The organism is Shewanella sp. SR1 (genome assembly GCF_020447145.1).
GTDB classification, from domain to species: Bacteria; Pseudomonadota; Gammaproteobacteria; order Enterobacterales; family Shewanellaceae; genus Shewanella; species Shewanella baltica.
The window spans coordinates 16,958-40,893 of the sequence record NZ_JAJAEF010000003.1 but is presented as its reverse complement, the minus strand read 5'-3'; the positions used below and the strand labels follow the sequence as shown (position 1 = coordinate 40,893).

Below are 23,936 nucleotides of genomic sequence, written 5' to 3'. Positions count from 1 at the left end.
AATTTACAGTAAAGATGGTTAACCCTGCATTCTATATGTTGTTTATGCATACGGAAAAGTCGATAATACGGCCAAGATCCGTTTAGAAAAGTATTAGGATGACTGAATATCTCCTCTTGTTGATCAGTACAGTGCTGGTCAACAATTTCGTTTTAGTGAAATTCTTAGGCCTGTGCCCTTTTATGGGGGTCTCCAGCAAACTGGAGTCCGCTATTGGCATGTCTATGGCGACCACTTTTGTGCTGACGTTAGCCTCTATTCTCAGTTATATCGTCAACCAGTATCTGTTATTACCCTTTGACCTGAGTTATCTGCGAACCATGAGTTTTATTTTAGTGATTGCCGTTGTGGTGCAATTTACTGAAATGGTCGTGCAAAAGACCAGTGCCGCTCTGCACCGTGCCTTAGGGATTTACCTGCCGCTTATCACGACTAACTGCGCGGTATTGGGCGTAGCCTTATTAAACGTGAATGAGAAGCACGATTTTATCCAATCGGCTATCTATGGCTTTGGTGCTGCGTTAGGCTTCTCATTAGTGTTAATTCTCTTCTCGGCGATGCGCGAGCGTTTAGCGGCCGCCGATGTCCCCTTACCTTTCAAAGGCGGGGCGATTGCGATGATCACCGCAGGTCTTATGTCCCTCGCCTTTATGGGATTCACAGGATTGGTTAAGTAAGATGTCCGGAATTTTAATTGCAGTCATATTGTTGACCCTATTGGCATTAGTCTTTGGGGTATTGCTCGGTTTTGCCGCCCTTAAATTCAAGGTCGAAGGCAATCCGATTGTCGATGAGCTAGAAGCAATTCTGCCACAAACCCAATGCGGTCAATGCGGTTACCCAGGTTGTCGTCCCTATGCTGAAGCCATTGCCAATGGTGATAAAGTCAATAAATGCCCTCCTGGCGGCACAGCCACCATGGAAAAGCTGGCGACCCTAATGGGCGTCGAGCCAGAGCCACTGAATGCCGAAGCACAATCTCAAGTAAAAAAAGTCGCCTACATTCGCGAAGATGAATGTATTGGCTGCACTAAATGTATTCAAGCCTGCCCTGTGGATGCGATTATCGGTGCAGGAAAGCTCATGCATACCGTGCTGACAACCGACTGCACGGGCTGCGATCTCTGCGTTGAGCCTTGTCCTGTCGATTGTATTGATATGATCCCAGTCACCCCAAATCTTAAAAATTGGAACTGGCGCTTAAATGCTATCCCAGTGACGCTCATCCAAGAAAACAGTATTCAAGAAACCAATATTCAAGAGACAAAGTCTGAAGAGGAAAAGCGGTGTTAACTTTATTAGATCAATTAGATAAAGGAACCCTTTGGCGCTCACCCGGTGGAATACATCCCCCCGAAGTCAAATTCCTCTCCAACGCGACGCCTATTGGCCAACTGCCATTAGCCTCGACGTACTTAGTGCCCGTCCCTCAAGTCGGTGAAAACTGTACGCTTGCGGTGAAGGTTGGCGATAGCGTCTTAAAAGGCACGCCACTAACGCAAGGTACCTCGATTTGGCATTTACCTGTGCATGCGCCAACATCGGGCACTATTGTTGCTATCGAACCAAGGGCGAGCAACCATGCCTCTGCATTGCCGGTTAACACTTGCGTTATCGCAGCCGATGGCAAAGACACCTGGTGCGAGTTGGTACAACATCAACTTGATGACTTAAGCCATCAGCAAATCGTCGATAAGGTTCGCTCAGCCGGCATTGCGGGTATGGGCGGCGCAGCGTTTCCGACTCATATTAAGCTTAATCCGGTCAGTGAAATCGATTTAGTCATCATCAACGGCGTCGAGTGCGAACCTTATATCAGCGCCGATGACAGATTAATGCGCGAATATAGCCAAGATATCCTCGCGGGTATTGGCATAATTCATCGGCTATTAACGCCAAAACGCATTGTTATCGCCATTGAAGACAATAAACCTGAAGCGGCCAAAGCCATGCAAGCTGCTGTCAGCGAATGCGGACTCCCAGCGGGCAGCATTCGGGTCACGGTTATCCCGACAAAATACCCTTCTGGCGGTGAAAAGCAGTTAATTCAGATCATTACTGGCCGCGAAGTGCCCTCGGGCGCCATTCCCGCCAAACTCGGTATCGTGGTACATAACGTCGGTACTGCCTTTGCGATTCATCAAGCCGTCACCCAAGGCAAGCCTTTGGTTGAACGCGTTGTGACTGTGACAGGCAAAAATGTCAGCAAACCGGGGAACTACTGGTTACCGATAGGCACGCCCGTTGATCACGTTCTGACTGCAACTGAATTCACGCCAGAGCCTGACCAAAAGGTGATTATTGGCGGGCCTATGATGGGCCATGCGTTAGCGAATATCCAAGTGCCTATTTTAAAAGGTACTAACTGTATTCTGGTGCCAAGCAGCCAAGAAATTGGTAGCACGCCCGAAGAAAAAGCCTGTATCCGCTGCGGCGAATGCGCCACTGCCTGCCCTGCACTCTTGTTGCCACAACAACTCTTTTGGCACGCCAAGGCCGAAGAATATGATAAAGCCGCCAGTTACAATCTAAAGGATTGTATTGAATGCGGTTGTTGTAGTTACGTTTGCCCGAGTGATATTCCATTAGTCGAGTATTACCGCATTGCCAAATCAGCACTCAAACAAGCCGCCGATGAGAAGCAGCAAGCAGAGCGCGCCAAACAGCGCTTCGATGCCCGCTTAGCGCGTCTTGAAGAAGAAAAACTGGCCCGTGAAGCTAAGGCGAAAGAGGCGTCTGAACGTCGACAAGCCAGCATGACTGGCACAGATAAAAATGCCGTCGCCGAAGCCATGGCACGTATCGCTGCGAAAAAAGCCGCTGCGGCACAAGCTGTCACTGGCGAATCAATTACCGAAGAGTCAAGCGTCACAACAACTGACACCACGGAAGTACCTAAGGGTAAGGCCGCAGTTGCCGCCGCCATCGCCCGTGCTAAGGCGAAAAAAGCTGCGCAAGCAAATGCCGATGGCACTGACACCAATGGTGCTGAAACTGACAGTGCTAAAACAGACAATGCTGTGACTATGGATGCAAACGACTCCATCTCAGCAACAGTTGCGATAGCGCAGGAAGCGCCTTTATCCCAGAAAGACAAAGTCGCTGCGGCAATTGCGCGCGCCAAGGCCAAAAAAGCGGCTCAGCAAACCGATACTGCACCGCTTGAATCTACTGAAACCGCTGATAGCACACCAGAGCTTAGCGCTGCAGATGATAAAAAGGCGAAAGTAGCAGCAGCCGTTGCTCGTGCCAAAGCTAAGAAAGCGGCGCAGCAAGCAGAAACCGCCGCTAGTGATATTGAAGTTAGCAATACTGAAATTAGCGTTAGTGACGTTAATGATGCTGAAGCGATTAAAAAAGCCAAAGTAGCCGCCGCGGTTGCCCGTGCTAAAGCGAAAAAAGCCGCGCAACAAGCTGAGACAAATACTGAAAATGGTTTAAGCCAGACCGCGACTCCAGCAGTTGATTCCGCAGCTAGCGTTCATGCAGATGTGAATGCTGATGCAGAAACAGCTGTTAATGCAGCCGCTACTGATATTGCAGTTAGCAACACTGACGTTAGCGTTAACGACGCTGAAGCGATTAAAAAGGCCAAAGTGGCCGCCGCTGTTGCTCGTGCTAAAGCGAAGAAAATAGCAGCTGCATCAGCAGAGTCTAAAACTGAGTCTGAAATAGAGCCTGTTGACGAGATCCAAACTGAAGCTAACGTGGCATCGCCCTCGATAGCAGCAACGCTTGATACTGCAACAACTGAAGCTGATGCCGTTTTGCCATCGGTGGGATCCACTGCAGAGCCCATTGAAACGGCGCCGTTATCAAGTGATGAACTGAAAAAAGCGCGGATTGCTGCGACCATCGCCAAGGCAAAAGCCAAAAAAGCGGCACTCGCCCAAGAAGCCAACGCTTCGAGCGACTCAAGTGTGACTAATGATTAAGAACAGAATGATTAAAAGGGAACACAATGGCGTTTAAAATAGCCTCATCACCCCATGTAACGCGTAACTTGCATACCTCAACGGTCATGCAAAGGGTGATTTTATGTTTACTGCCGGGCCTTGTCGTGCAATGTGCCTTTTTTGGCTGGGGCACACTTGTGCAAGTCCTGCTGGCGATCCTCGTCGCCTTAAGCTGCGAAGCCGCTGTGATGAAACTTCGCAATCGCAATATCAAAGCAAGCCTTAGCGATAACAGCGCTATGCTGACCGCCATCTTAATTGGTGTCGCCATTCCGCCCCTCGCCCCTTGGTGGATGATCGTCATGGGCACCGCCTTTGCGATCGTCATAGTTAAGCACCTCTACGGCGGCTTAGGCCATAACCTATTCAACCCCGCAATGGCGGCATATGTATTGCTGTTAGTCTCGTTCCCTGTGCAAATGACCACCTGGATAGCACCGAGCACAGTTGCACTACATTCACCCAGCCTTGTTGAAAGCTTGCAGCTTATCTTCAATATTGGCGCCCATGTCAACATGGAGCAATTTCGTTTAGGCATTGATGGCATGACAATGGCGACGCCACTCGATACCCTCAAAACCGATTTATCCATGGGATTAACCACCACAGAAAGTCTCACCAAAGCCATTTTTGATGGCAGTACAGGCGTAGGTTGGTTCTGGGTGAACTTGGCCTATCTTGCTGGCGGGTTAGTGTTACTTAAACTAAAAGCCATTCGCTGGCATATCAGTACTGGCGTGTTATTAGGGCTCTTTTTGGCATCGAGTATCGGTTTCTTACTGTCACCCGATACCCAAGCCAGTCCACTGTTACATCTGTTTTCTGGCGCGACCATGTTAGCGGCGTTTTTTATCGCCACCGATCCCGTTACAGCCGCAACCAGTTCCCGTGGTCGCATTATCTTCGGCGCGTTAATTGGTGTGTTGGTGTATATCATCCGCACCAAAGGCGGTTACCCTGACGCCTTCGCCTTTGCCGTGTTACTGGCCAACCTCTGTGCGCCCTTTATTGACTATTACGTGCGTCCACGCACCTATGGTCATTCAACTAGCTAAGGTCATGCTCAGCGATAACATCATTCTGCGGGCAACGAGAGCTTAAGGATAAAAAGTTGAAAAATCCGATGATTAAAAATGGTTTTTTATTGGCATTGTTTGCTTTGATTTGCACTGGGCTCGTCGCCGCAGTCAATCAACAAACTGTTGATAAAATTAAGCAGCAAGAACAGCAGGAATTAATGCGAGTGTTACATCAATTAATCCCTGATGAGATGCACGATAACGAGCTAACGGCTCAATGTACTTTACTGCTGGATAAAGACGCATTAGGAACCGACAGCCCAATGCCCGCCTATATAGCCACCAGTGCAGGCAAACCTGTGGCCATCGCCATTGAAGCTATTGCGCCCGATGGCTATAACGGCAATATAAAATTAATTGTAGGTATCAAAACAACAGGTGAAGTCCTCGGTGTTCGCACCTTAGCCCACCAAGAAACACCTGGGCTTGGTGATAAAATCGATCTGCGTAAATCAAATTGGGTCACTCAATTTGTCGGCAAAGTGTTAAGCTCGGCAGATGATAAACAATGGTTGGTTAAAAAAGACGGTGGCGATTTTGATCAATTCACTGGCGCAACTATCACCCCGCGTGCTTATGTCAAAGCAGTCAAGAACGCAGTAGGATATTTCAATAATAACCAAGCGCAAATTTTCAGCCAGCCACTAAATTGTGAGGCTAACCATGACTAATTATCGCGAAATTGCTTGGCAAGGTCTGTGGAAGAATAATCCTGGCCTAGTGCAACTATTAGGCTTGTGCCCGCTGCTTGCGGTCACTGCGACGATCACGAATGCGCTAGGGCTTGGCCTAGCGACTATGTTGGTGCTGATTGGCTCTAATATTTTAGTGTCACTGGTGCGCGACTATGTGCCCAAAGAAATTCGTATTCCAGTATTTGTGATGATCATCGCCGCGTTAGTGACCACAGTGCAATTGCTCATCAATGCCTATGCCTACGGTCTGTATTTATCCCTTGGGATCTTCCTGCCATTGATTGTGACCAACTGCATCATTATCGGTCGCGCCGAAGCCTTTGCCTCGCGTAATAACGCCTTTAGTGCTGCCTTCGATGGTTTGATGATGGGACTCGGTTTTACCTTAGTGCTCACAGTGCTCGGCGCAACGCGGGAAATATTAGGTCAAGGCACACTGTTTGATGGCGCCGATCAACTGCTCGGCCCATGGGCAAAATCCTTAACCATCCACTTATGGCAAGTCGACACTCCTTTTCTACTCGCTATGCTGCCACCTGGCGCATTTATCGTGATGGGGCTATTGATTGCATTGAAAAATGTGATTGATAAAAAAGTCAAAGAACGCCAGCCTCAAGTCGCCGCAGAACCCAGTGTTACCCGCGCGCGCATTACTAAGGTCGGTTAGGCTTTCAACCTAACACCTCCTATTCAAGCATCAAAAAGAGTATTATGTTCACCGCTTAATGTGCGCTCAGCGCACATTAAGCGACTGGAATTGAGCCATATAATTTAAAACATACGCATTCAACATAAGCACTCAAAGCATAGGAAATCAGCGGGTCTAGGTTTTAGCTCGTTCAATCAGGATTAATGGCCAATTGACAATAAATGATTAACAGTTGAATCCAACAACCGCGCAGGAATCGTACATGAATCAAGAAAAACGCATCCAGATCCTCACCCGTCTTCGCGATAACAATCCGAAACCTGAAACCGAGCTCAATTTTTCCAGTCCCTTCGAACTTTTAGTCGCGGTGACCTTATCCGCCCAAGCGACGGATGTGAGCGTCAACAAGGCAACGGACAAACTCTTTCCTGTGGCCAATACCGCCCACAGCATTTATGCCTTAGGCGTGGATGGATTAAAGGAATATATCAAGACGATTGGCCTTTATAACAACAAAGCCATCAATGTGATCAAAGCCTGTGAGATCTTGATTGAGAAATACAATGGTGAAGTGCCTGAAAACCGCGAAGCACTTGAGTCCCTGCCCGGTGTAGGGCGCAAAACGGCTAACGTAGTGCTCAATACCGCCTTTGGCTGGCCAACCATCGCCGTCGACACCCATATTTTTCGCCTCGCCAATCGCACTAAATTTTCGCCCGGCAAGAACGTGGTCGAAGTGGAAGAAAAAATGCTAAAAGTGGTTCCCGCAGAATTTAAAGTCGATGTGCATCACTGGTTTATCCTGCATGGCCGCTACACTTGCCTTGCGCGCAAACCCCGCTGTGGTAGTTGTATCATTGAAGACTTGTGTGAATTTAAAGATAAGATTTCAGATTAACTTTCTCGTTAGAACTCATTTAAAATAATACGGGTGCCTGACATCGCACCCGTTTCCTTAATAGATTTCTAGTTCATTAAACTAGCAGATAACTTTAAAATTACTAATTCTTAGTTAAATGGGTTTAAGCTGCTTCCGTATCTTTTCTTTATCCATTTAGCTTGTTTTTCAATCAACACTGAAGCATCAGGATCACTCGGTAGTGGGTAGTTCTCTGGTTTATATCGGCCTAAATTAGGCTGTTCTAACAAAAGAAACTTATGTTGCCAATAACGATAATGATACCTTCTAGTTAATTCTAACCCTTGACTGTACACATCTTCGAAATCTTCGCTAGCTATCAACTTTAGAAACTGAGCATAAAAATAAAGTGCTTGCATATAATAAAATTTAATATGAAATAAGTCAGGCAGTGCTGATTTATAGTAACTATCTATTTTTTCACATAACTCGATATCGTAATTTATTTCTTTAAATTCATATATATGTATAAATGCGTACATCAGTTTTTTCAAACCTCGGGTATAAGGATTTACATTGACTAACTTATCAATAGACTCATGACTAACATGAAAATCACGAGACTTAATATAAGTTAAGCTAATCCTCTCTAAATGTTCATTCTCGTGGAGGTCATTAATAACTTTACATAGTTGACTATGGTCAATGCCCTCATTTGAATAGCTTAATGCCTCAAAGTAATGCAAATCTGGTAACACCACCCCCAATAAAGGCTCAATACTCATTGCCATTTGAACTTTATGCGCACCAACCGAAAGATAAGTATATCTATTGAACTTTATATCATGCAACAGGCTATTGAGAACATCACCTTCCATGCTATATAACTTATTTGCATTGAAATATGCTGAACTATTAATTACGTTCCCCTTATCCCAATTGGCTGAAATTGCCATTAGCGATTCCTTTGAGATGAGTTTATTTAGCTGATTAAAAGCAGTGTCAAATCCCCCATTATAATACATTAAATAAATTTCAAAAATTTCCCATGCCAGACATACTGATTGTTCAGTATTAAGGTTTATTAGGTTCTCTATATTCACATCTCTCATAGCGTTCAAAAAATCAGATGAAAGATTTAAAAAACTCGAAAAATCACATATTGAATGGAACATTCTAAAATAATTTTCGAGTTCCAGTTCACTACTTATAACATTTTTCTTAGCACCATAATTTACAGCTGACAATAAATTATTAAATATTGATAAGAATATTGGAATGGCTTTTTTATTTGTATCACGGAGATCATCTATAAAACACATTAATTGCTGATTATAATTAAGCGCTTGTCTAAACAATTCAAGTTTATCTTTTTCAAGCATATGCTGGTCAAATTGAAAACGAGCAAAACGCTGAATAACTGACTGTAGCGTATAGAATCCATCATAATCCTCAACTAAAGACTTATTGGAAAGGACTAGAATATCTTTATCACTTATCGGTTTATTAAACTTATTTATTTCTTGGTGTCTATTATTCTTTTTACTTTCAGCAACTAAGCGTTTGAAAGTGTCTAGGTCGATACCATCAGGAAATAACGAGAATGACTCAAAAGTTCGTTTTTGACTCTCACTGAGTGTTTGATAGGAGTACAAGATAGAAACGTAAAGCGACTCTTGGCGATTAATATTAGAATCTACCTTGTCGTCAAACATTAAGATTAAATCATCTTCTTTTACTTTACCAAAAAAATCTTCTTCTAATTCACGTTTCAGTTCCTTTAAATTTTTACCTTTTGGCATACCATCACAAATAAGTTTAATTGCTAATGGATTGTTGTTAAGTAGCGGTTCTAAAATTTTCTTACGTGCGAAATCCTGCTCTTCTTCACTGAAATAGCCGTTTTTTGTTAGATTATTAAATAATGCCAAAGCCTCCTCTGACTCCATCTGCCTGAACGGTATTACATCTTCCCATTCTGCATTGATAATCTCTCTTGACGTCACCAACACGCTAGCGTAAATCAAAGTTAACGATAGCAATTCTTTAACTTTCTCTACGAATTGCTTATTCTTATTTTTATCTATTTGTTTTAAATATAATAAGCTTTCTACGTTGTCAAAAATCAGCAAACGACTGCGCTGATCGTGATGCCTTGCCAAGTAACCAAATAAATCGTCGGTATTGCGTAAATTAAAAGCTTCGGCTATATGCATTTCTAGCTGATTAGCACTCGATATGTTTTCACAATCGATAAAGTAGACTCCAGCATTAAATTGTCCTCGACAAGCTAATTCCAATGCTACTTTTTTTGCTATCGTCGTTTTTCCAAGTCCACCACTTCCTTTAATGGTTAATAGCCTCTGAGCATTTTTCGCTTTGGCAAGCTTCTGACTAATATCTGCTAAATCAGATAGTCGACCGGTAAAACCTTTCAGTTCGCTCGAGTTAATATCTCTTGGTATTATAGGTCGATGACTAGTCCAGAGCTGGTAATTTTCAGGATTTAGAGAGATCAACAACTCTGAACTGACTTGCACGGATTGAATTTCTTTTTTATCTATAAAATGCTTTACATCCGGCTTTTTAAATAATTGGTGAGCTAACTTATCTAATATTTTTAACTCGATACTATGATTATTTAACAGTGGTAGAACAAGTAAAGGAAAATTAACTTGTTGCAATTCCTGCTCACTAAGGAATCTATCAGTTATCAATACTGCTATTTTTGCATTTACAGGTAAAATTTCTTCCAAATCGGAGATAGATATATAGTCGCTACAAGCATTATCATCTTCAATCAACAGTCCACTACTCGTTATCTTTGCAAGAAAAAACAAGATTGAAAAATCATCAGCTTCTATTAATCTGCTTGCAGTAAAAACCTCTTGACAAATAGGATGTTTAATTTTTTTAAATTTTGCGATAATCTCTGAATAATTAATCGGTTTATCTAATGGAGAAGCGATAAACAGTCCAATTTTATCGAATTGTTCTTGATTCTGTTTGTGTTCTTGGGGCGAAACATCGACTTTCTGAACTATTTGCTGCAGCTCTTGTTTAACCTTACATTTGACGAATTGACGTACAGCATCAATAAGCGGCTCGCCAAACTCACTGAAAACAATAGTCTTAACATGAGTATCTGCCAACTTGGCCTCAATTGTCTGCTTGTCTCTTTCTCGTACCAACGCATAATGCGGGCCGGTATTACCATCAAATAATTCATTTTGCTTTGCAATTTCAGCCAGTAGCTCAGCATCATCCAGTGAACAGCCAATAAAAAGAAGAGTCTTGCTGCAAATCAAATCTCTAAACTTAGCAAGTGCCGCCTTATAGTGTTCTTCGGCATCTTCCAAATACAGACGATGATATGATTGAGGAGTAAGCACAATATGTTTAGGCACATCGATTTTACCATGCAGGTGCCAAAGCATGTTCTGCTGATTATTTCGCGTAAATTCAACAAGCTTTGCACCGTTTGTATTATCAAAGGCACATATATTTGCTGACTCTATATGTGCCCACTCAAGCACCTTGTCATAATTTAAGGTAACTATTCTGTTACTCAACTGCCAAATAGCGTGAGGAAGTGCTTTATAAGCATCATCCAAATCAGTGAAATCGATAGCAAACTGAGAATTAATGAATTCATACCAACTGCTACCCGAAAGCGCATCATAAGCAGCTTTTGCTGCCTCCTGATACTTATTCAGTTCCACCAGTAAATTAACAAGTTGTGACTCTTTTAGTTGATTTTCATCTGCTAACTTTTTAGCTGCATTGCTTAGCAATTCTGGCCATGAAGGAAAAGCATTTTTCCCTTCCTTGGTCCTGATTGACATCGAAACACCCGCACCAATCAGAGGAATAACATCGCCGTTGGTTAGATGTTGTTTTAATGAATCAGGTAATTGAATGTCGTTCACAAAAAATAAATCCATTTTATTAATAGCTAGTTATACTATGTCACTTCAAAATACTATAAATCAAGTACTTATTCATCCAGCTACTCCATGCGGAACTTGTAAATCAAAGGCTTAAGACAATCTAGTATTCTTGCCCTTCGGTAGGCCTACCATCGCCTCGATCCCCCATATCTTGCGCCTCGCCAATCGCACTAAATTTGCCCCAGGTAAAAACGTGGTCGAAGTAGAAGATAAAATGGATATAAACGGGAGTTTAAAGAAAAAATCTATCCTGAAGAGTAAGCCCAAGCCAGTTAGCCTTGGCTTTTCTTCTCGAGCAAACTGACTAGCTCTTCATATTTTGGCCCTTGCCCAAATTGCGGCAAGGCCACTGCAAACACCACTATTCCAAAGGCCATATAAATGGCGAACTCATTGACCCACAAACCAGATATCGTCAGTCCAGTACCCAGCACGACTAATGCAATCACAGCTAACCGCACTTTCTGCGCCATCTGTACTTTTCGCTTAGCCGATGCAATTAATGCTATTTCAGTTTCGCTAAACAACATTTTCCAATCCTTGTTAAGTTTTACGTGCATTAAATCACAGACAAACAAAAAGCCGCAATAGCGGCTTTTTTGCTTAACTTGGAGCTGGGTTAACTCAAACTAATATTAGTCGTTAAAACATTGAAACAAAGAACGCGCTGAAAAATAAAGCAATTACAACTGTAGTGCCTAAGGCCATTTTAACTTCGGTGTTCATCATTCACTCTCCTAGTTGGTATGGCCATATTATCGTCAACCTCGCGGTAAAATCCCATGTTTGTATCTGTGTTTTGTGAGCGACAGCCAATTTATCGGCAATTTTCTTATCACAATCCGCAAATTCGCCCGTCGACAGCCAGCGTTTTCCTATCCTAACCAATCGAATTGATCAAGTGTGATAAAAACACCATGGATGAGATTTGTGGTCATGCGCAGAGACATTTTTGATATACTCCCCACCGGAATCTATTTAGAGAGAGGACCTATGTCGCAACTATTACACACTATGATCCGCGTCGGTAACTTAGAACGCAGTATTGCTTTTTATACTGAAGTGCTCGGCATGAAACTCCTTCGCACCTCTGAAAACCCAGAGTACAAATATTCTTTAGCTTTCGTGGGTTACGGTGAAGAGTCCACTGGCCAAGCCGTTGTTGAACTGACCTATAACTGGGGCACTGACAAATACGATTTAGGCACAGGCTTTGGCCACTTAGCCATTGGCGATGAAGATATTTACGCCCGTTGTGCTGCTATTGCTGCAGCCGGTGGCAAAGTAACACGCGCCCCAGGTCCAGTCGCAGGCGGCACCACTGAGATTGCCTTTGTTGAAGATCCAGACGGTTATAAAATTGAGTTCATCCAAATGAAATCGGCGACTCAAGGTTTAGGTTAAGTCTTGCCACCTGAGCAAGAAGATTAACTGAGCAGAACAGTTCGCTAAATGAGAAATGCCGAATCTTGATTCGGCATTTTTGTTTTTATAATTTATATATTGCGTTAGGCACAAAGAAACGTAAAACAAGCCAACGATTCACCGCTCGCACTATGCGTTTAAGCTGATTTTATCGACGTTTTATCTTGTCCACTGGTCGTCTTTTTCACGGTTTTACTCATCCCTTTGCGGTTGAGGATGCGCTTAAGCCAAGGCGTGCGCCATAGCAATAACACGCTAAAACCTAAGATATACAGACTCGGCTCAATGATTTCCGATTTTACCGACCAGTAAAAATGGATTGGCGCTAATATCGCGACTAAATACACCCCATTATGCAAGGTCTGCCAACGACGTCCCATCTTACGCATCAAGGCTTTAAACGAAGTTATCGCCAAAGCAGTGACGATAAGATAAGCCACAGCGCCGACTAAAATGTACGGCCGTTTTACCACTTCGCTAAACAGTAATTCCCAAGCAAACAACAGATCTAAACTAAAGAATGCCAGAATATGCAAAGTGGCATAGGCGAACACATATAACCCCACCAAGCGACGAGTCTGCATTAATAGCCCTTGCTTAGTCAGCTTGGCAATGGGTGAGATCAATAAGGTCGCCGCTAAAGCATTTAACGCGCCTATACCTGTGTAGTGAATAATGTGCTGCACGGGATCGCCGCCCGCACGGCCTAACACGACAGTGAGCACCAGGTAGACGATGGGCACTAAACCCAGCAAATGAAATAACGCTTTTAGCCAAAACAAGTGCTTAGCGGTTAATCTCAACATAAGTCATCCCCGCTTAATGGCGTATTTCCAAACAGCAAACCAAGCATCAATAGTTTTTCCTCAGATCCATACCGTCATAGAGTGAAGCCACAAACTCGCCGTAACCGTTGAACGGCAGGGTATCAATACGGGTTGCAGAGAATAGTCCGCCCTCGCCAATACGACGTTCACTGGCCTGTGACCAACGTGGATGATCCACCGCCGGATTGACGTTGGCATAGAATCCATACTCGTGTGAGGCAAGCTGATTCCAACTGGTGGGCGGTTGTTTATCCATGACGCGAATTCGCACTATCGATTTAATGCTCTTAAAGCCATATTTCCACGGTACCACTAAGCGGATCGGCGCGCCGTTCTGCGGTGGCAGGGTCTTGCCGTACAAACCGACCGACATTAAGGTTAAATCGTTCATGGCTTCGGCTATCGTCAGGCCTTCAACATAGGGATAATGAATGCCACCGCCCATTAATCGACTCTTCTGCCCCGGCATTTGCTCGGGATCAAAAGCGGTTTCGAAGGCGACATACTTGCCCTTGCTAGTTACACCCACTTTTTTCAATAATGCCGCCAGCGGGAACCCCACCCAAGGGATCACCATGGACCAAGCTTCAACGCAGCGCAGACGATAATTACGCTCCTCAAGCGGGAACATTTTAGTGAGATCATTAAAATCTAAAGTCATGGGCCGTTCGACTTCACCTTCGATACGCAGTTTCCAAGGATCAACTTTAAAACCTTGGGCATTATTGAAGGGATCTTGCTTATCCGTACCAAACTCATAAAAGTTATTGTGCTGCGTCACCTTATCCAACGGGGTTAACACATCAGCATCACCGTATTGCTTATTGGTTTGAAAGGTCAGTGGCGTGGTGATAAATGAGGACTTAGGCTGATCGCCAAATAGATCGAACAATCCGGCCTGCACGTAACCTGGCACACTGGCGCCGATAGCACCAAGCCCCATGGCTTTCACAATCTGCCGGCGCGAGCGAAACACTGCTTCGGGCGTCACTTGGTTATCTTGCATGTGCCACTGCGCTTTTTTAAGAATACCTGGGGTAAAACGGGAATGTTTAGCCAATTGACACCTCTACCATCTAATGATTAACGCCACCGAGTCGCGATAAAAGCTTATCTGGCGCTCGTCTGTATCGCTCACTTCTATGCTCACTTTAATATAGACAGGTAAAATCCAGAAAAACTTTCCACCCGTGAATAAATTCACCTTAAACGTATAAGACTTGCTCATTCAAGCATTAAGCGCAGATATAGTTGATTAAAGGGCTTGAAGCCTATTGGGCGGCATGCGAACCTAAGCGCCAAAGCTAAAGGAGTGCTATTGATCATGCCATTTTCTCAATCTTTTTCCGTCGCCGAAATCATCGGCCTTCTCGCCATTGCCTTCTTAGGCCTGTTGATCGGTGCTCTGCTTAACCAAAGACTCACCCGCCAACGTTGGCAACAACACAAAGACCAACTTGAGCAAGAGATGCGTCAAGTGAATGAAGATGCTGAATTATCCTTAGCACAACAACAGATTTTGGTTGATGACAAAGAGGCGCAACTGCGCCAATACCAGCAGCGCCTTGAGCTCAAAATTGAACAATTAGGTAAAGCCGAGGCCTTAGCCGAACGTGTACCCACCTTAGAGCAACAATTGAATGACAGCCAGCGCCGTCAGTTAGAAATTCAATTGGCGCTGTCGAAATCCAATGCCATGCAGCAAACTATTCAAGCCAAGGCCGATGCCCAGCAAGAATCACTGCAGGATAAAATCGCCAGCCTAGAATCGGCCGAAGTGCGCTTACAAACTCAATTTGAAAACCTCGCCAATCGAATCTTTGAAGAACGTAGCGAAAACTTTAAGCATCAAAATGCCAGTCAACTCGAAGGCGTGCTTGGACCATTGAAACAACAGCTTGAAGGATTCAGACAACAAATTCGTGAATCCTACACCCACGAACAGTCCGAGCGCAGCGCCCTTAAACATCAACTTGAGCACCTGCGAGATCTCAATCTGAAGATGAGCCAAGATGCAATCAACCTGACCAAAGCGCTCAAGGGTGATAACAAGCAGCAAGGTAACTGGGGTGAAGTGATCCTCGATCGCGTGCTGCAGGAAAGCGGTCTACGTGAAGGCCATGAATACCATACCCAGCAAGATCTCAAGGACGACAACGGTAAGCGCTTTAAGCCGGATGTGATTGTGCATCTGCCAGAAAATAAAGACGTGGTCATCGATGCTAAAATGTCCTTAGTCAGTTATGAGCGTTACTTCAACAGTGAAGATCCTGCCCTACGCCAACAGGCGATTAATGAGCATGTGATCTCGATTCGCAGTCACATTAAGGGCTTGAGTCAAAAGGATTATCAAAATCTGCACGGTCTTAAGAGCCTCGATTATGTGTTGATGTTTATTCCTATTGAACCCGCATTTTTACTGGCGTTAGAGCATGATCCTAGCCTAGTCAATTTTGCCCTTGAGCAGAATATCATGTTGGTGAGCCCGACGAATTTACTGGTGGCCCTGCGCACCATTAACAATATTTGGCGCTACGAATATCAAAACCAACACGCGCAAACCATTGCAAAACAAGCGGGTCGAATTTACGACAAGTTATGTGGTTATATTGAAGACATGGAAAAACTCGGTCGTGCCTTAGATAACGCCGAAAAAACCTATCACAGCGCCATGAACAAGCTGTCATCGGGCAAAGGTAACCTAGTGCGTCAAGCCCACTTAATGCAGCAACTCGGGGTCGATACCAGTAAACAGCTGGATAAAATGCTGCTAGAAAAAGCACTCAATGAAGCCCAAGACGACAACGATACACAGGATGATGACGCTGAGCTAACGCTGCCGCCAACGCGCGATCCTAAGGACACAGAACTCGAACCCGCATAATGCCCAAAATGATAGATTGAGTTGATAATTTGAGTTAATAGACTGATTTGATAAACAAAGTTGATAGACCTAATTGATTGATAGAGTTGAACACTCGCCAATAACCTTGAATCGATACGGACATGTCGATTGATACCTTGATGCCCGGAGGCAAACGCTCCATGTGCAAAGCCGTGATGAATGTGGTTATATCCAGCGCAATATTGCTCGCAGGCGCCTTGAATGCCCCTTCTGCATTCGCGTTAACGCCAACGCAGAAAACCTTCCTTGAGGCCGAAAAAGCCTTAAAGAAACAAGACTATGAAGTCTATAAACCCCTACGGGCAAAATTGGGCGATTATCCGCTGGCAATTTACTTAGACCATGATATCGACATCGGCGATCTCAATGGTTTGCATGGTGCTGCGGCAAAAAACCTGATTGATAAATATGAAACCACACCTATGTACAACAGGTTAAGGTCTAAATACTTAAACAATGCGGGAACCCAAAAACGCTGGAGTGATTATCTTGCAATAAGTCCCGATGTCCCTTCCGACATCCGCCTGCAATGTTATTACTACGAGGCAAAACTCGCCAAGGGCGAGATAAAAACCGCCTATGCGGCGGCGCAATCACTTTGGGTGTTTGGTAGTTCACGGCCAAAAGAGTGTGATCCCCTGTTCAACGCTTGGACCAAAGCGGGTAAACGCACTCAAGATGTCATATGGGCGCGGATGATGCTGAGTTTTGAGACTGGCGAAACCAGTCTGCTGAGCTATTTATCCCAGAAGATCACCACCCATAACAACGAAGCGAAGCGCTTAGTCGCCGTCTATAAAGATCCAAACAGCCTGCGCCATACAGAAAAGTTTAAGGATAAAAATCCGATTGTGGGTGACATAGTCGCGGCGGGATTAAAACGCCTTGCCCGCAAGGATCTCGACCAAGCGATTAATTTGTATGAACGGTATCAAAAGGCTAATCGTTTCACGCCAGCACAAGCCCAACAACTGGATAAATACTTAGTTCGCCGCATCTTAATCGAACAAGATGATAGCCATAAAAGCTATGTCGACAATGTGCTGGCCGAGCTGAAAAGTGACGACTTATTTGAACGCCGGTTAAGATGGGCCATTCGCGATCACGACATGCGCAGCATTGCCCGTTACTTAAATTTACTGCAACCAGAAACCTTGGCTAAGGAGCGCTGGCAATATTGGCTCTATCGCACTAATGCTAAAGATGCGCCAGAAAGTGCCACTAAGGCTCTTGCGACAATCAGCAATGAACGTAATTTTTACGGTTTTGCCGCCGCGCAGTTTTTAAATAAACCCGTCTCGCTGAATCAAAGCCCTGAGCCTATCGTCGACGCCAGCAGCCAAAAATTAACCGATGATGTGGGTTTTGTGCGCGTGCAAGAGCTAATGGCGCTGGATCGTTATTTCGATGCACGTTACGAATGGATGTCGCTGCTCAGACGCAGTGACAACACTATGCGTGCCCGTTACGGCCGTTATGCCCACGAGCAAGGCTGGTATGATTTTGGCGTCGAAGCCAGTATCCAAGGTAAGTTGTGGGATGACATTCCCCTACGCTTCCCGATGGCGCACCAAGAAGGTTTTGAGCACGCCAGTAAAAAACACAAAGTGAACATCGATGAGATTCGAGCGATCAGTCGCCGCGAGAGCGCGTTTTATCTTTATGCGACCTCAGGCGTGGGTGCCCGCGGCTTAATGCAAATTATGCCTGCGACCGCTAAAGCAACCGCCAAGAAACATGGCGCTAAATATAGCGATCCTAAGGATCTTTACAGCGCAGAGCTTAACCTCAATCTTGGCAGTGCTTACTATGCCCAGTTGTTAAAAGAGTTTAACCAGAACCGTATCCTCGCGACCGCCGCCTATAACGCAGGCCCGTCACGGGTGCGTCGCTGGTTGGCAAACTCAGATGGAAAACTCGATGCCATGGGCTTTATCGAAGCCATTCCCTTCACTGAGACCCGTGAATATGTGCAAGCCGTCTTCAGCTATCGATTGATTTATGAGGCGCAAGAGCAAAAAGCGCAGCCATTATTCAGCGAAGCCGAATTGAAGTTTGCTTACTAACTCGCGACATAAAAAGGAACTCGATACTCAGCAGTATCGAGTTCCAACTTTTCAGCATACCCTAAGGTAATGCTCATGCTTTAACCGCCAAAAATTCTGAATGATATTCTCTAAATTCAAATAATTAGCAAAGCGAATAATTATTCAGCAATCACGCCGTTTTATCGTAAACTTGTTTGCACTGCGAGGCATTAAATGCGAATAATTAGTATTAATGCATTAAGACTCCCATTAGGCCCATGATTAACCTTAGTTCGTTAACGCTCAGCTGCGAATACCAACCCTTTGTCGATCCCCATACGTTAGCCATCGACGGCTATGAAGCCTTAGCGCGTTTTTATCTACCTGATGGCGATGCGGTTGCACCTAATATCGTGTTCGAGCAATTGCATGAATCCACAGAATTACTCGCCGCCGTTGAATATCAAGCCAAAGCATTTCAACTCGCTCACGCGCCCAGCCAGCAGCGCATTTTTATCAATGTCGATCCCCATGCTGTCGATGGGCCACATACTGCCAAGCTTATAAAGCTATTATCGCAGTACCAGCAAGTCACGGTCGAAATCATTGAAAATACCTGCATTAACGATGCCCAGCTTGCCAATCAGCTATTCAGCCAATTTAAACAAGCAAATATCAAGGTAGCGCTGGACGATATTGGCGCGCCCCACTCCATGCTTTGTGTCGATTTGATGATGAATGTGGATTATCTCAAGTTCGATCGTCATTGGTTAACCCACATCACGCATCCCGAGGGAGTCCAGTTACTCATAGCGCTGATTTACTTTGCCAAGCAAACCAACAAACAGTGCATTCTAGAAGGCATAGAAACCGAAGCCCACTTGGCGTTTGCGCGAGACATAGGCGTCGACTTAGTCCAAGGCTTTCTGTTTAAATCTTGGTTTATTCGCCCCACCCGCAGTCAAGCGCTGTGTCTTGCATAGATCCACGCGCCGCCCTTTGACTTTGCGCCACCAGCACACGCAAGCCTAAACGTCATTCAGTCGAGTAATTGATTTCGCACTAGAAATGCCACTGGATAAGCAGGCGATGATCCGCCATAGTGGTAAAGCTTGTCTGCTTTCACATGCACCTTCAGTTACGCTTTTAAATGTATTAGGAGTCGCCCGTGGCACAATCTGGGATCAGCGAATTACTACATCAACTCGAACAAGTGTTGCTGGGCAAACCAAGGCAAATTCGGCTTGCTTTGGCCTGCATTCTCGCCCGCGGCCACCTGTTGATTGAAGATTTACCCGGCATGGGTAAAACCAGTATTTCCCATGGCATAGCCCAAAGCTTAGGCTTGAGTTATCAGCGGATCCAATTCACCAGTGACATGCTGCCTGCCGACATTCTCGGCGTATCGATTTTTGATAAGCATCAAGCACAATTTATCTTTCATCCTGGACCGATTTTTAAGCAGATGATTTTGGCCGATGAAATTAATCGCGCCAGCCCTAAGACACAAAGTGCTTTACTCGAAGCGATGGCCGAACAACAAATTTCCGTCGATGGCATCACCCACAGATTGCCCAATCCTTTCTTTGTGATCGCGACTCAAAACCCCACCGGTCAATCCGGCACTTTTCCACTGCCAGAATCGCAGCTCGACCGGTTTATGATGCGTCTATCAATTGGTTATCCGAGCCACGACGCCGAACTTGCGATGCTGAAGAGCAATCATAACCACTTAACCTTAGATCAACTGCCCCAATGCTTGACACCACTGGCCTTAATGCAACTGCAAGAACAGTGCGACAAGGTCAGCGCTTCCGATGCCTTACTCAATTACATTCTGGCCTTAGTGAATTTTTCTCGCAGCCAAAGTGACAGCGTGGGTTTATCGCCTCGCGCTACCAAAGCATTATTGCAAGCCGCTAAGGCATGGGCTTTTTTAGAGGGGCGACATTATTTAGTCCCTGAAGATGTGCAAGCGGTATTTTGCTGCGTGGCGGAACATAGACTCAGAACCAGTAGCCAATTACAGGGTGAAGCCTTATCCGAGCGAATTCTGGCGAGCGTTAACCCCATCATGTAGCGAGCCACTGTCATGAACGATATCGCTAAGGCATACAGTTAAGGTGTTCAACTAAATAATTCAACCAAGGAAGTGATGCAGAAGTGAAACGACTGATACGCCCTACTTTCATTCCGACTCTAGTGCCGATTTGGCAACGTTGGTTAGCAAGGCGTTTACCACCAAGCCCTGAAATCACCTTAAGCCATCGCAGCATTTTTATTTTGCCGAGCGGTTTTGGCTTAGTTTGGCTCGGGTTAGTTTTACTCTTATATCTTTTTGGCACTAACTATCAAAATAACTTAGTCATTGGCCTTAGCATCTTACTCCTAAGCCTATTTAATACCTGTATTCTCTACAGTTACAAAAATCTGGCGGGTCTACATTTACGCGCCATGACGCCGCCCGAAGTCTATGCGGGAGAGACCTTAACCTTTCCGGTCCTCATCAGCACCCATCACAGTGGCCATAATATTCAGCTTAACTATCCGCATAATCGCACTTATACGGTGCAGAACGTCGGCACAGATGAACAGCAAGCGCTCGTGCCCTTCGAATATCATCAGCGGGGCCAAGTGTCACCGGGTCGGCTCAAAATTGAATCCTTCTATCCCTTAGGGCTGTGCCGCGCGTGGTCCCATGTGGATTTGGCTATTAGTCACTTAGTCTTTGCCCAGCCGATTGAAGCGCCGCTGCAGCTTGAGGCTGATCATACTCAGTCTGAGCAAGATCCCCTGCTACTGGCGGGTAAACATGTGTCAGGCATCGATGAGTTTAAAGGACTTAAACCCCATGTGCTCGGCGAGTCCCTCAAGCAAGTGGCATGGAAACAGTGGGCACAAGGTCGCGGTATGTTGAGTAAAGAGTTTCAGCAGCCCCAAGGCGATCCCGTTTGGTTAAGACTCAGACCCGATGCTAAACGGCTCGAAACCCAGTTGAGTCAATTAAGCTGGCAAATCAATAAACTCACTCAACTCGAGCAATATTTTGGCTTACATCTGCAAACACCAATGGGCGAGGATATATTGATCGCGCCCTCTATCGGTCATAACCATAGAATCGCCTGCCATAAGGCCCTTGCCTTGTATCCACAGCTAGCGCCGTCAGCCGTTAATTCGTCATCAGCGGCAAAGCACTCAAATAAAACGGCTAAAACCACCAGCAAGAAACGTCATATCCCGACCTCGAGGGAACAGGCATGACATTAACGGCCAGCAGCACGACACCGCAAATTGGCGATAACATCAGCCGTCAGACTTTATTTTGGTTATTGATCACCAATATCGCCGTACTGAGCCCGCTATTTGATAAGACCACGCCTTGGACCTTAGGCATTTGCGCAATTTGTTTGCTGTGGCGTGTGGGAATTTATGTCGGCAAAGTGGCAAAGCCGCCGCGTTTTCTGGTCACCAGTCTTGCGATCGGCGCCGCAACCACACTGGCACTCGTTTCAAAGGAAATAGGCTTACTCAATGCGCTAGTGAATCTGCTGCTGTTAGGTTATGCCTTAAAATACATTGAAATGCGTAACCAAAGGGATGTGCGTGTTGTCGTCCTCGCGGGCTATTTTATTATCGCGCTGACCTTTATTGATCACCAATCCTTGCTCAATACCGCGCATTTACTCGTGGTGACGCTGATCAACACCTGTGTGCTCGTGACTCTGTATCAAGATAAACACTCCCTAAAACATACGGCATTGCTTGGTAGTAAATTCTTGCTACAGAGTGTGCCCCTCGCACTGCTGTTGTTTTTAGTGTTACCGCGTTTTGCGCCGCTCTGGTTAGTGCCCAACATGAAAGAAGCGCAAACGGGCTTGTCCGATAGTCTGGCCATTGGTGATATCGGCAAGCTCACCCGTTCGACCGAACTGGCCTTTAGGGCGAGTTTTACCAATGCGGCGCCCATTAATGCTGAGTTATATTGGCGCGCGCTGGTGATGGAAAACTATGACGGTATTACTTGGCGTCAGGAGGAAGGCATTAAAAAGCTGCAAAAAGATGCGCTGCTGTTTCCGCCCACTCGGCCCAGCCCCGCCTTGATGCTTAATAGTCCAGCTTTGAAGGTCACCAGTCCTGAAGCTATGACCAGTAATGCTGATTTAATGACCAATGATCCTGATTTAATAAAGAGCCCCGCTTCGATAGACAGCGAAGGTCAAGATACTGCAAAACAAGGCAAGCAAAACAATAAGCCGAGTCTTCGTTACCAAGTGATTGCTGAGCCGAGCCACCAGCCGTGGTTATTTGGTCTTGATGTCGCCTACAGCCAAGATGATAACGTGGTCAATATGCCCGATTATCGGCTGTTAGCACTGCGCAATGTCGATCAGCGAATGAGTTATCAAGTAGAGTCTTGGCCCAAGGCGAAGATGGATCTCAGGCTTTCAGCGCGGCAAAGGCAGATTAACCTCGAACTGCCGAGTAATCGTAATCCACGAACTTGGGCGCTGGCCGAGCAATTCAAGACTCAGTATCCCGAGCCTAAGCCACGATTGTGGGCCATGATGCGCCACTTTAATACCGAGCCTTTTTTCTACACTCTCACGCCGCCTCCCCTTGGGCCGCAGCAAGTGGATGATTTTCTATTTGAAAACAAAGCCGGATTTTGTGTGCACTATGCCGCAGCCTTCATTGTTATGGCGCGGGCCACAGGCTTACCCGCACGTATGGTCACAGGCTATCAGGGCGGCGAATTTAATCCGCAAGCGGGTTACTACAGCGTGTATCAATATATGGCCCACGCATGGGCTGAGGTTTGGCTCGAAGGTGAAGGTTGGGTACGTTTCGACCCGACCGCTATGGTAGCCCCCGATCGAATCGAACAAGGATTCGACGCCCAGTTTGATCCCGCGCTGAGTTACCTGCAGGAAAGCCCTTTTAGTAGCTTACGCTTTAAATCCATGCCTTGGCTCAATGAGTTAAGGCAACGTTTTGCCAGCATAGATTATTACTGGAGCGTGTGGGTACTGGGTTTCAATCAAGATAGACAGAATCAAGTGCTCAGCGGCATTTTAGGTGATGTGACAAACACTAAAATCGCGGTATTTATGGGGCTGTGTATCAGCCTTATCGTGCTCTATATCGCCTACAGTGCGGGGCTATTACATTTTAGCACTCAGGGCGATCCCATCAGCGCTCGCTATCAACAGGTCTGCAATCGCCTCGCCCGCCATGGTATTAAGCGTAATGACAGTGATGGGCCAAACCAATTTGCGCAGCAGATTATCGGGCAATACCAACACAGAGCACCACAGCTTTGTGCGCTAATGCACACCTTGACCCAAAGTTATGTGGCGCTGAAGTATCAAGATTTGCCGAATGATGACTATCAAGCGCATTTAACCGAATTTAAAGCGGCGGCGAAGCAACTGAATTGGTTATTGCTCAGGGCTAAGGTGAAAAAGAAGTTCACGCTAGCCTAGCATTTGTAAACTGAGTATTAGCCAGCCAAGTTTCATCGGTTCAAGGCTCAGTAAACGCCTAAAATTGCGGGTTAATTCCAC

Annotated in this window: 18 protein-coding genes and 1 pseudogene; 15 read left to right on the top strand and 4 right to left on the bottom strand. The window is 45.5% G+C overall.

What is annotated here, in order from left to right; all coding sequences use genetic code 11:
* Positions 1-98 precede the first annotated feature (98 nt).
* From rsxA to nth, 7 genes are all read left to right on the top strand, one after another.
* Positions 99-677, top strand: a complete 579-nt coding sequence (gene rsxA / locus KV201_RS03500; RefSeq protein WP_226058519.1) for an electron transport complex subunit RsxA — start codon at positions 99-101, stop codon at positions 675-677.
* Position 678: 1 nt separating this feature from the next.
* Complete coding sequence (gene rsxB, locus KV201_RS03495) at positions 679-1,293, top strand: electron transport complex subunit RsxB (protein WP_006081542.1); 615 nt, start codon at positions 679-681, stop codon at positions 1,291-1,293.
* Positions 1,287-3,935 carry an electron transport complex subunit RsxC gene (gene rsxC, locus KV201_RS03490; RefSeq protein WP_226058518.1) on the top strand — a complete coding sequence of 883 codons (2,649 nt, stop codon included), beginning with the start codon at positions 1,287-1,289 and terminating at the stop codon, positions 3,933-3,935. The genes rsxB and rsxC overlap by 7 nt, the downstream gene beginning before the upstream one ends.
* A gap of 26 nt (positions 3,936-3,961) precedes the next feature.
* Complete coding sequence (gene rsxD / locus KV201_RS03485) at positions 3,962-5,011, top strand: electron transport complex subunit RsxD (protein ID WP_226058517.1); 1,050 nt, start codon at positions 3,962-3,964, stop codon at positions 5,009-5,011.
* 56 nt (positions 5,012-5,067) lie between these two features.
* A complete protein-coding gene (rsxG, locus tag KV201_RS03480; protein WP_226058516.1) occupies positions 5,068-5,706 on the top strand; it encodes an electron transport complex subunit RsxG in 639 nt (212 codons plus the stop codon).
* Entirely contained in the window at positions 5,699-6,397 is a 699-nt protein-coding gene (locus tag KV201_RS03475; protein WP_006081538.1) for an electron transport complex subunit E, read from the top strand. The genes rsxG and KV201_RS03475 overlap by 8 nt, the downstream gene beginning before the upstream one ends.
* A gap of 244 nt (positions 6,398-6,641) precedes the next feature.
* Positions 6,642-7,277 (top strand): endonuclease III, encoded by a 636-nt coding sequence (gene nth / locus KV201_RS03470; RefSeq protein ID WP_226058515.1) that lies wholly within the window; start codon positions 6,642-6,644, stop codon positions 7,275-7,277.
* Positions 7,278-7,387: 110 nt separating this feature from the next.
* Here the strand turns inward: nth and KV201_RS03465 are convergent, their stop codons facing one another.
* Entirely contained in the window at positions 7,388-11,167 is a 3,780-nt protein-coding gene (locus tag KV201_RS03465) for an SIR2 family protein (RefSeq protein ID WP_226058514.1), read from the bottom strand.
* Positions 11,168-11,303: 136 nt separating this feature from the next.
* Between KV201_RS03465 and KV201_RS03460 the strand changes: the two are divergent.
* Positions 11,304-11,405 (top strand): annotated as a pseudogene (locus KV201_RS03460) (endonuclease III); the annotation flags it as partial.
* A 55-nt stretch (positions 11,406-11,460) separates the two neighbouring features.
* Here KV201_RS03460 and KV201_RS03455 read toward each other — a convergent pair.
* Positions 11,461-11,718 carry a hypothetical protein gene (locus KV201_RS03455; protein WP_226058513.1) on the bottom strand — a complete coding sequence of 86 codons (258 nt, stop codon included), beginning with the start codon at positions 11,716-11,718 and terminating at the stop codon, positions 11,461-11,463.
* Between the two features lie 463 nt (positions 11,719-12,181).
* Here KV201_RS03455 and gloA point away from each other — a divergent pair, with 463 nt between their 5' ends.
* Positions 12,182-12,592, top strand: coding sequence for a lactoylglutathione lyase (gloA, locus tag KV201_RS03450; protein WP_006087315.1), 411 nt, complete (start codon positions 12,182-12,184; stop codon positions 12,590-12,592).
* Positions 12,593-12,750: 158 nt separating this feature from the next.
* Here the strand turns inward: gloA and msrQ are convergent, their stop codons facing one another.
* On the bottom strand, positions 12,751-13,419 hold the full coding sequence (msrQ, locus tag KV201_RS03445) for a protein-methionine-sulfoxide reductase heme-binding subunit MsrQ (protein ID WP_226058512.1): 669 nt from the start codon (positions 13,417-13,419) through the stop codon (positions 12,751-12,753).
* Positions 13,420-13,465: 46 nt separating this feature from the next.
* Complete coding sequence (msrP, locus tag KV201_RS03440; protein ID WP_226058511.1) at positions 13,466-14,500, bottom strand: protein-methionine-sulfoxide reductase catalytic subunit MsrP; 1,035 nt, start codon at positions 14,498-14,500, stop codon at positions 13,466-13,468.
* Between the two features lie 264 nt (positions 14,501-14,764).
* Between msrP and rmuC the strand changes: the two genes are divergently transcribed.
* From rmuC to KV201_RS03410, 6 genes are all read left to right on the top strand, one after another.
* Positions 14,765-16,324, top strand: coding sequence for a DNA recombination protein RmuC (gene rmuC, locus KV201_RS03435; RefSeq protein WP_006087313.1), 1,560 nt, complete (start codon positions 14,765-14,767; stop codon positions 16,322-16,324).
* Between the two features lie 161 nt (positions 16,325-16,485).
* On the top strand, positions 16,486-18,411 hold the full coding sequence (locus KV201_RS03430; RefSeq protein ID WP_226058670.1) for a transglycosylase SLT domain-containing protein: 1,926 nt from the start codon (positions 16,486-16,488) through the stop codon (positions 18,409-18,411).
* A gap of 239 nt (positions 18,412-18,650) precedes the next feature.
* Complete coding sequence (locus tag KV201_RS03425) at positions 18,651-19,355, top strand: EAL domain-containing protein (protein ID WP_226058510.1); 705 nt, start codon at positions 18,651-18,653, stop codon at positions 19,353-19,355.
* Between the two features lie 185 nt (positions 19,356-19,540).
* A complete protein-coding gene (locus KV201_RS03420) occupies positions 19,541-20,452 on the top strand; it encodes a MoxR family ATPase (protein WP_226058509.1) in 912 nt (303 codons plus the stop codon).
* Positions 20,453-20,535: 83 nt separating this feature from the next.
* Entirely contained in the window at positions 20,536-21,633 is a 1,098-nt protein-coding gene (locus KV201_RS03415) for a DUF58 domain-containing protein (RefSeq protein WP_226058508.1), read from the top strand.
* Entirely contained in the window at positions 21,630-23,855 is a 2,226-nt protein-coding gene (locus tag KV201_RS03410; RefSeq protein ID WP_226058507.1) for a DUF3488 and transglutaminase-like domain-containing protein, read from the top strand. Before KV201_RS03415 ends, KV201_RS03410 begins: the two co-directional genes overlap by 4 nt.
* Positions 23,856-23,936: the final 81 nt, after the last annotated feature.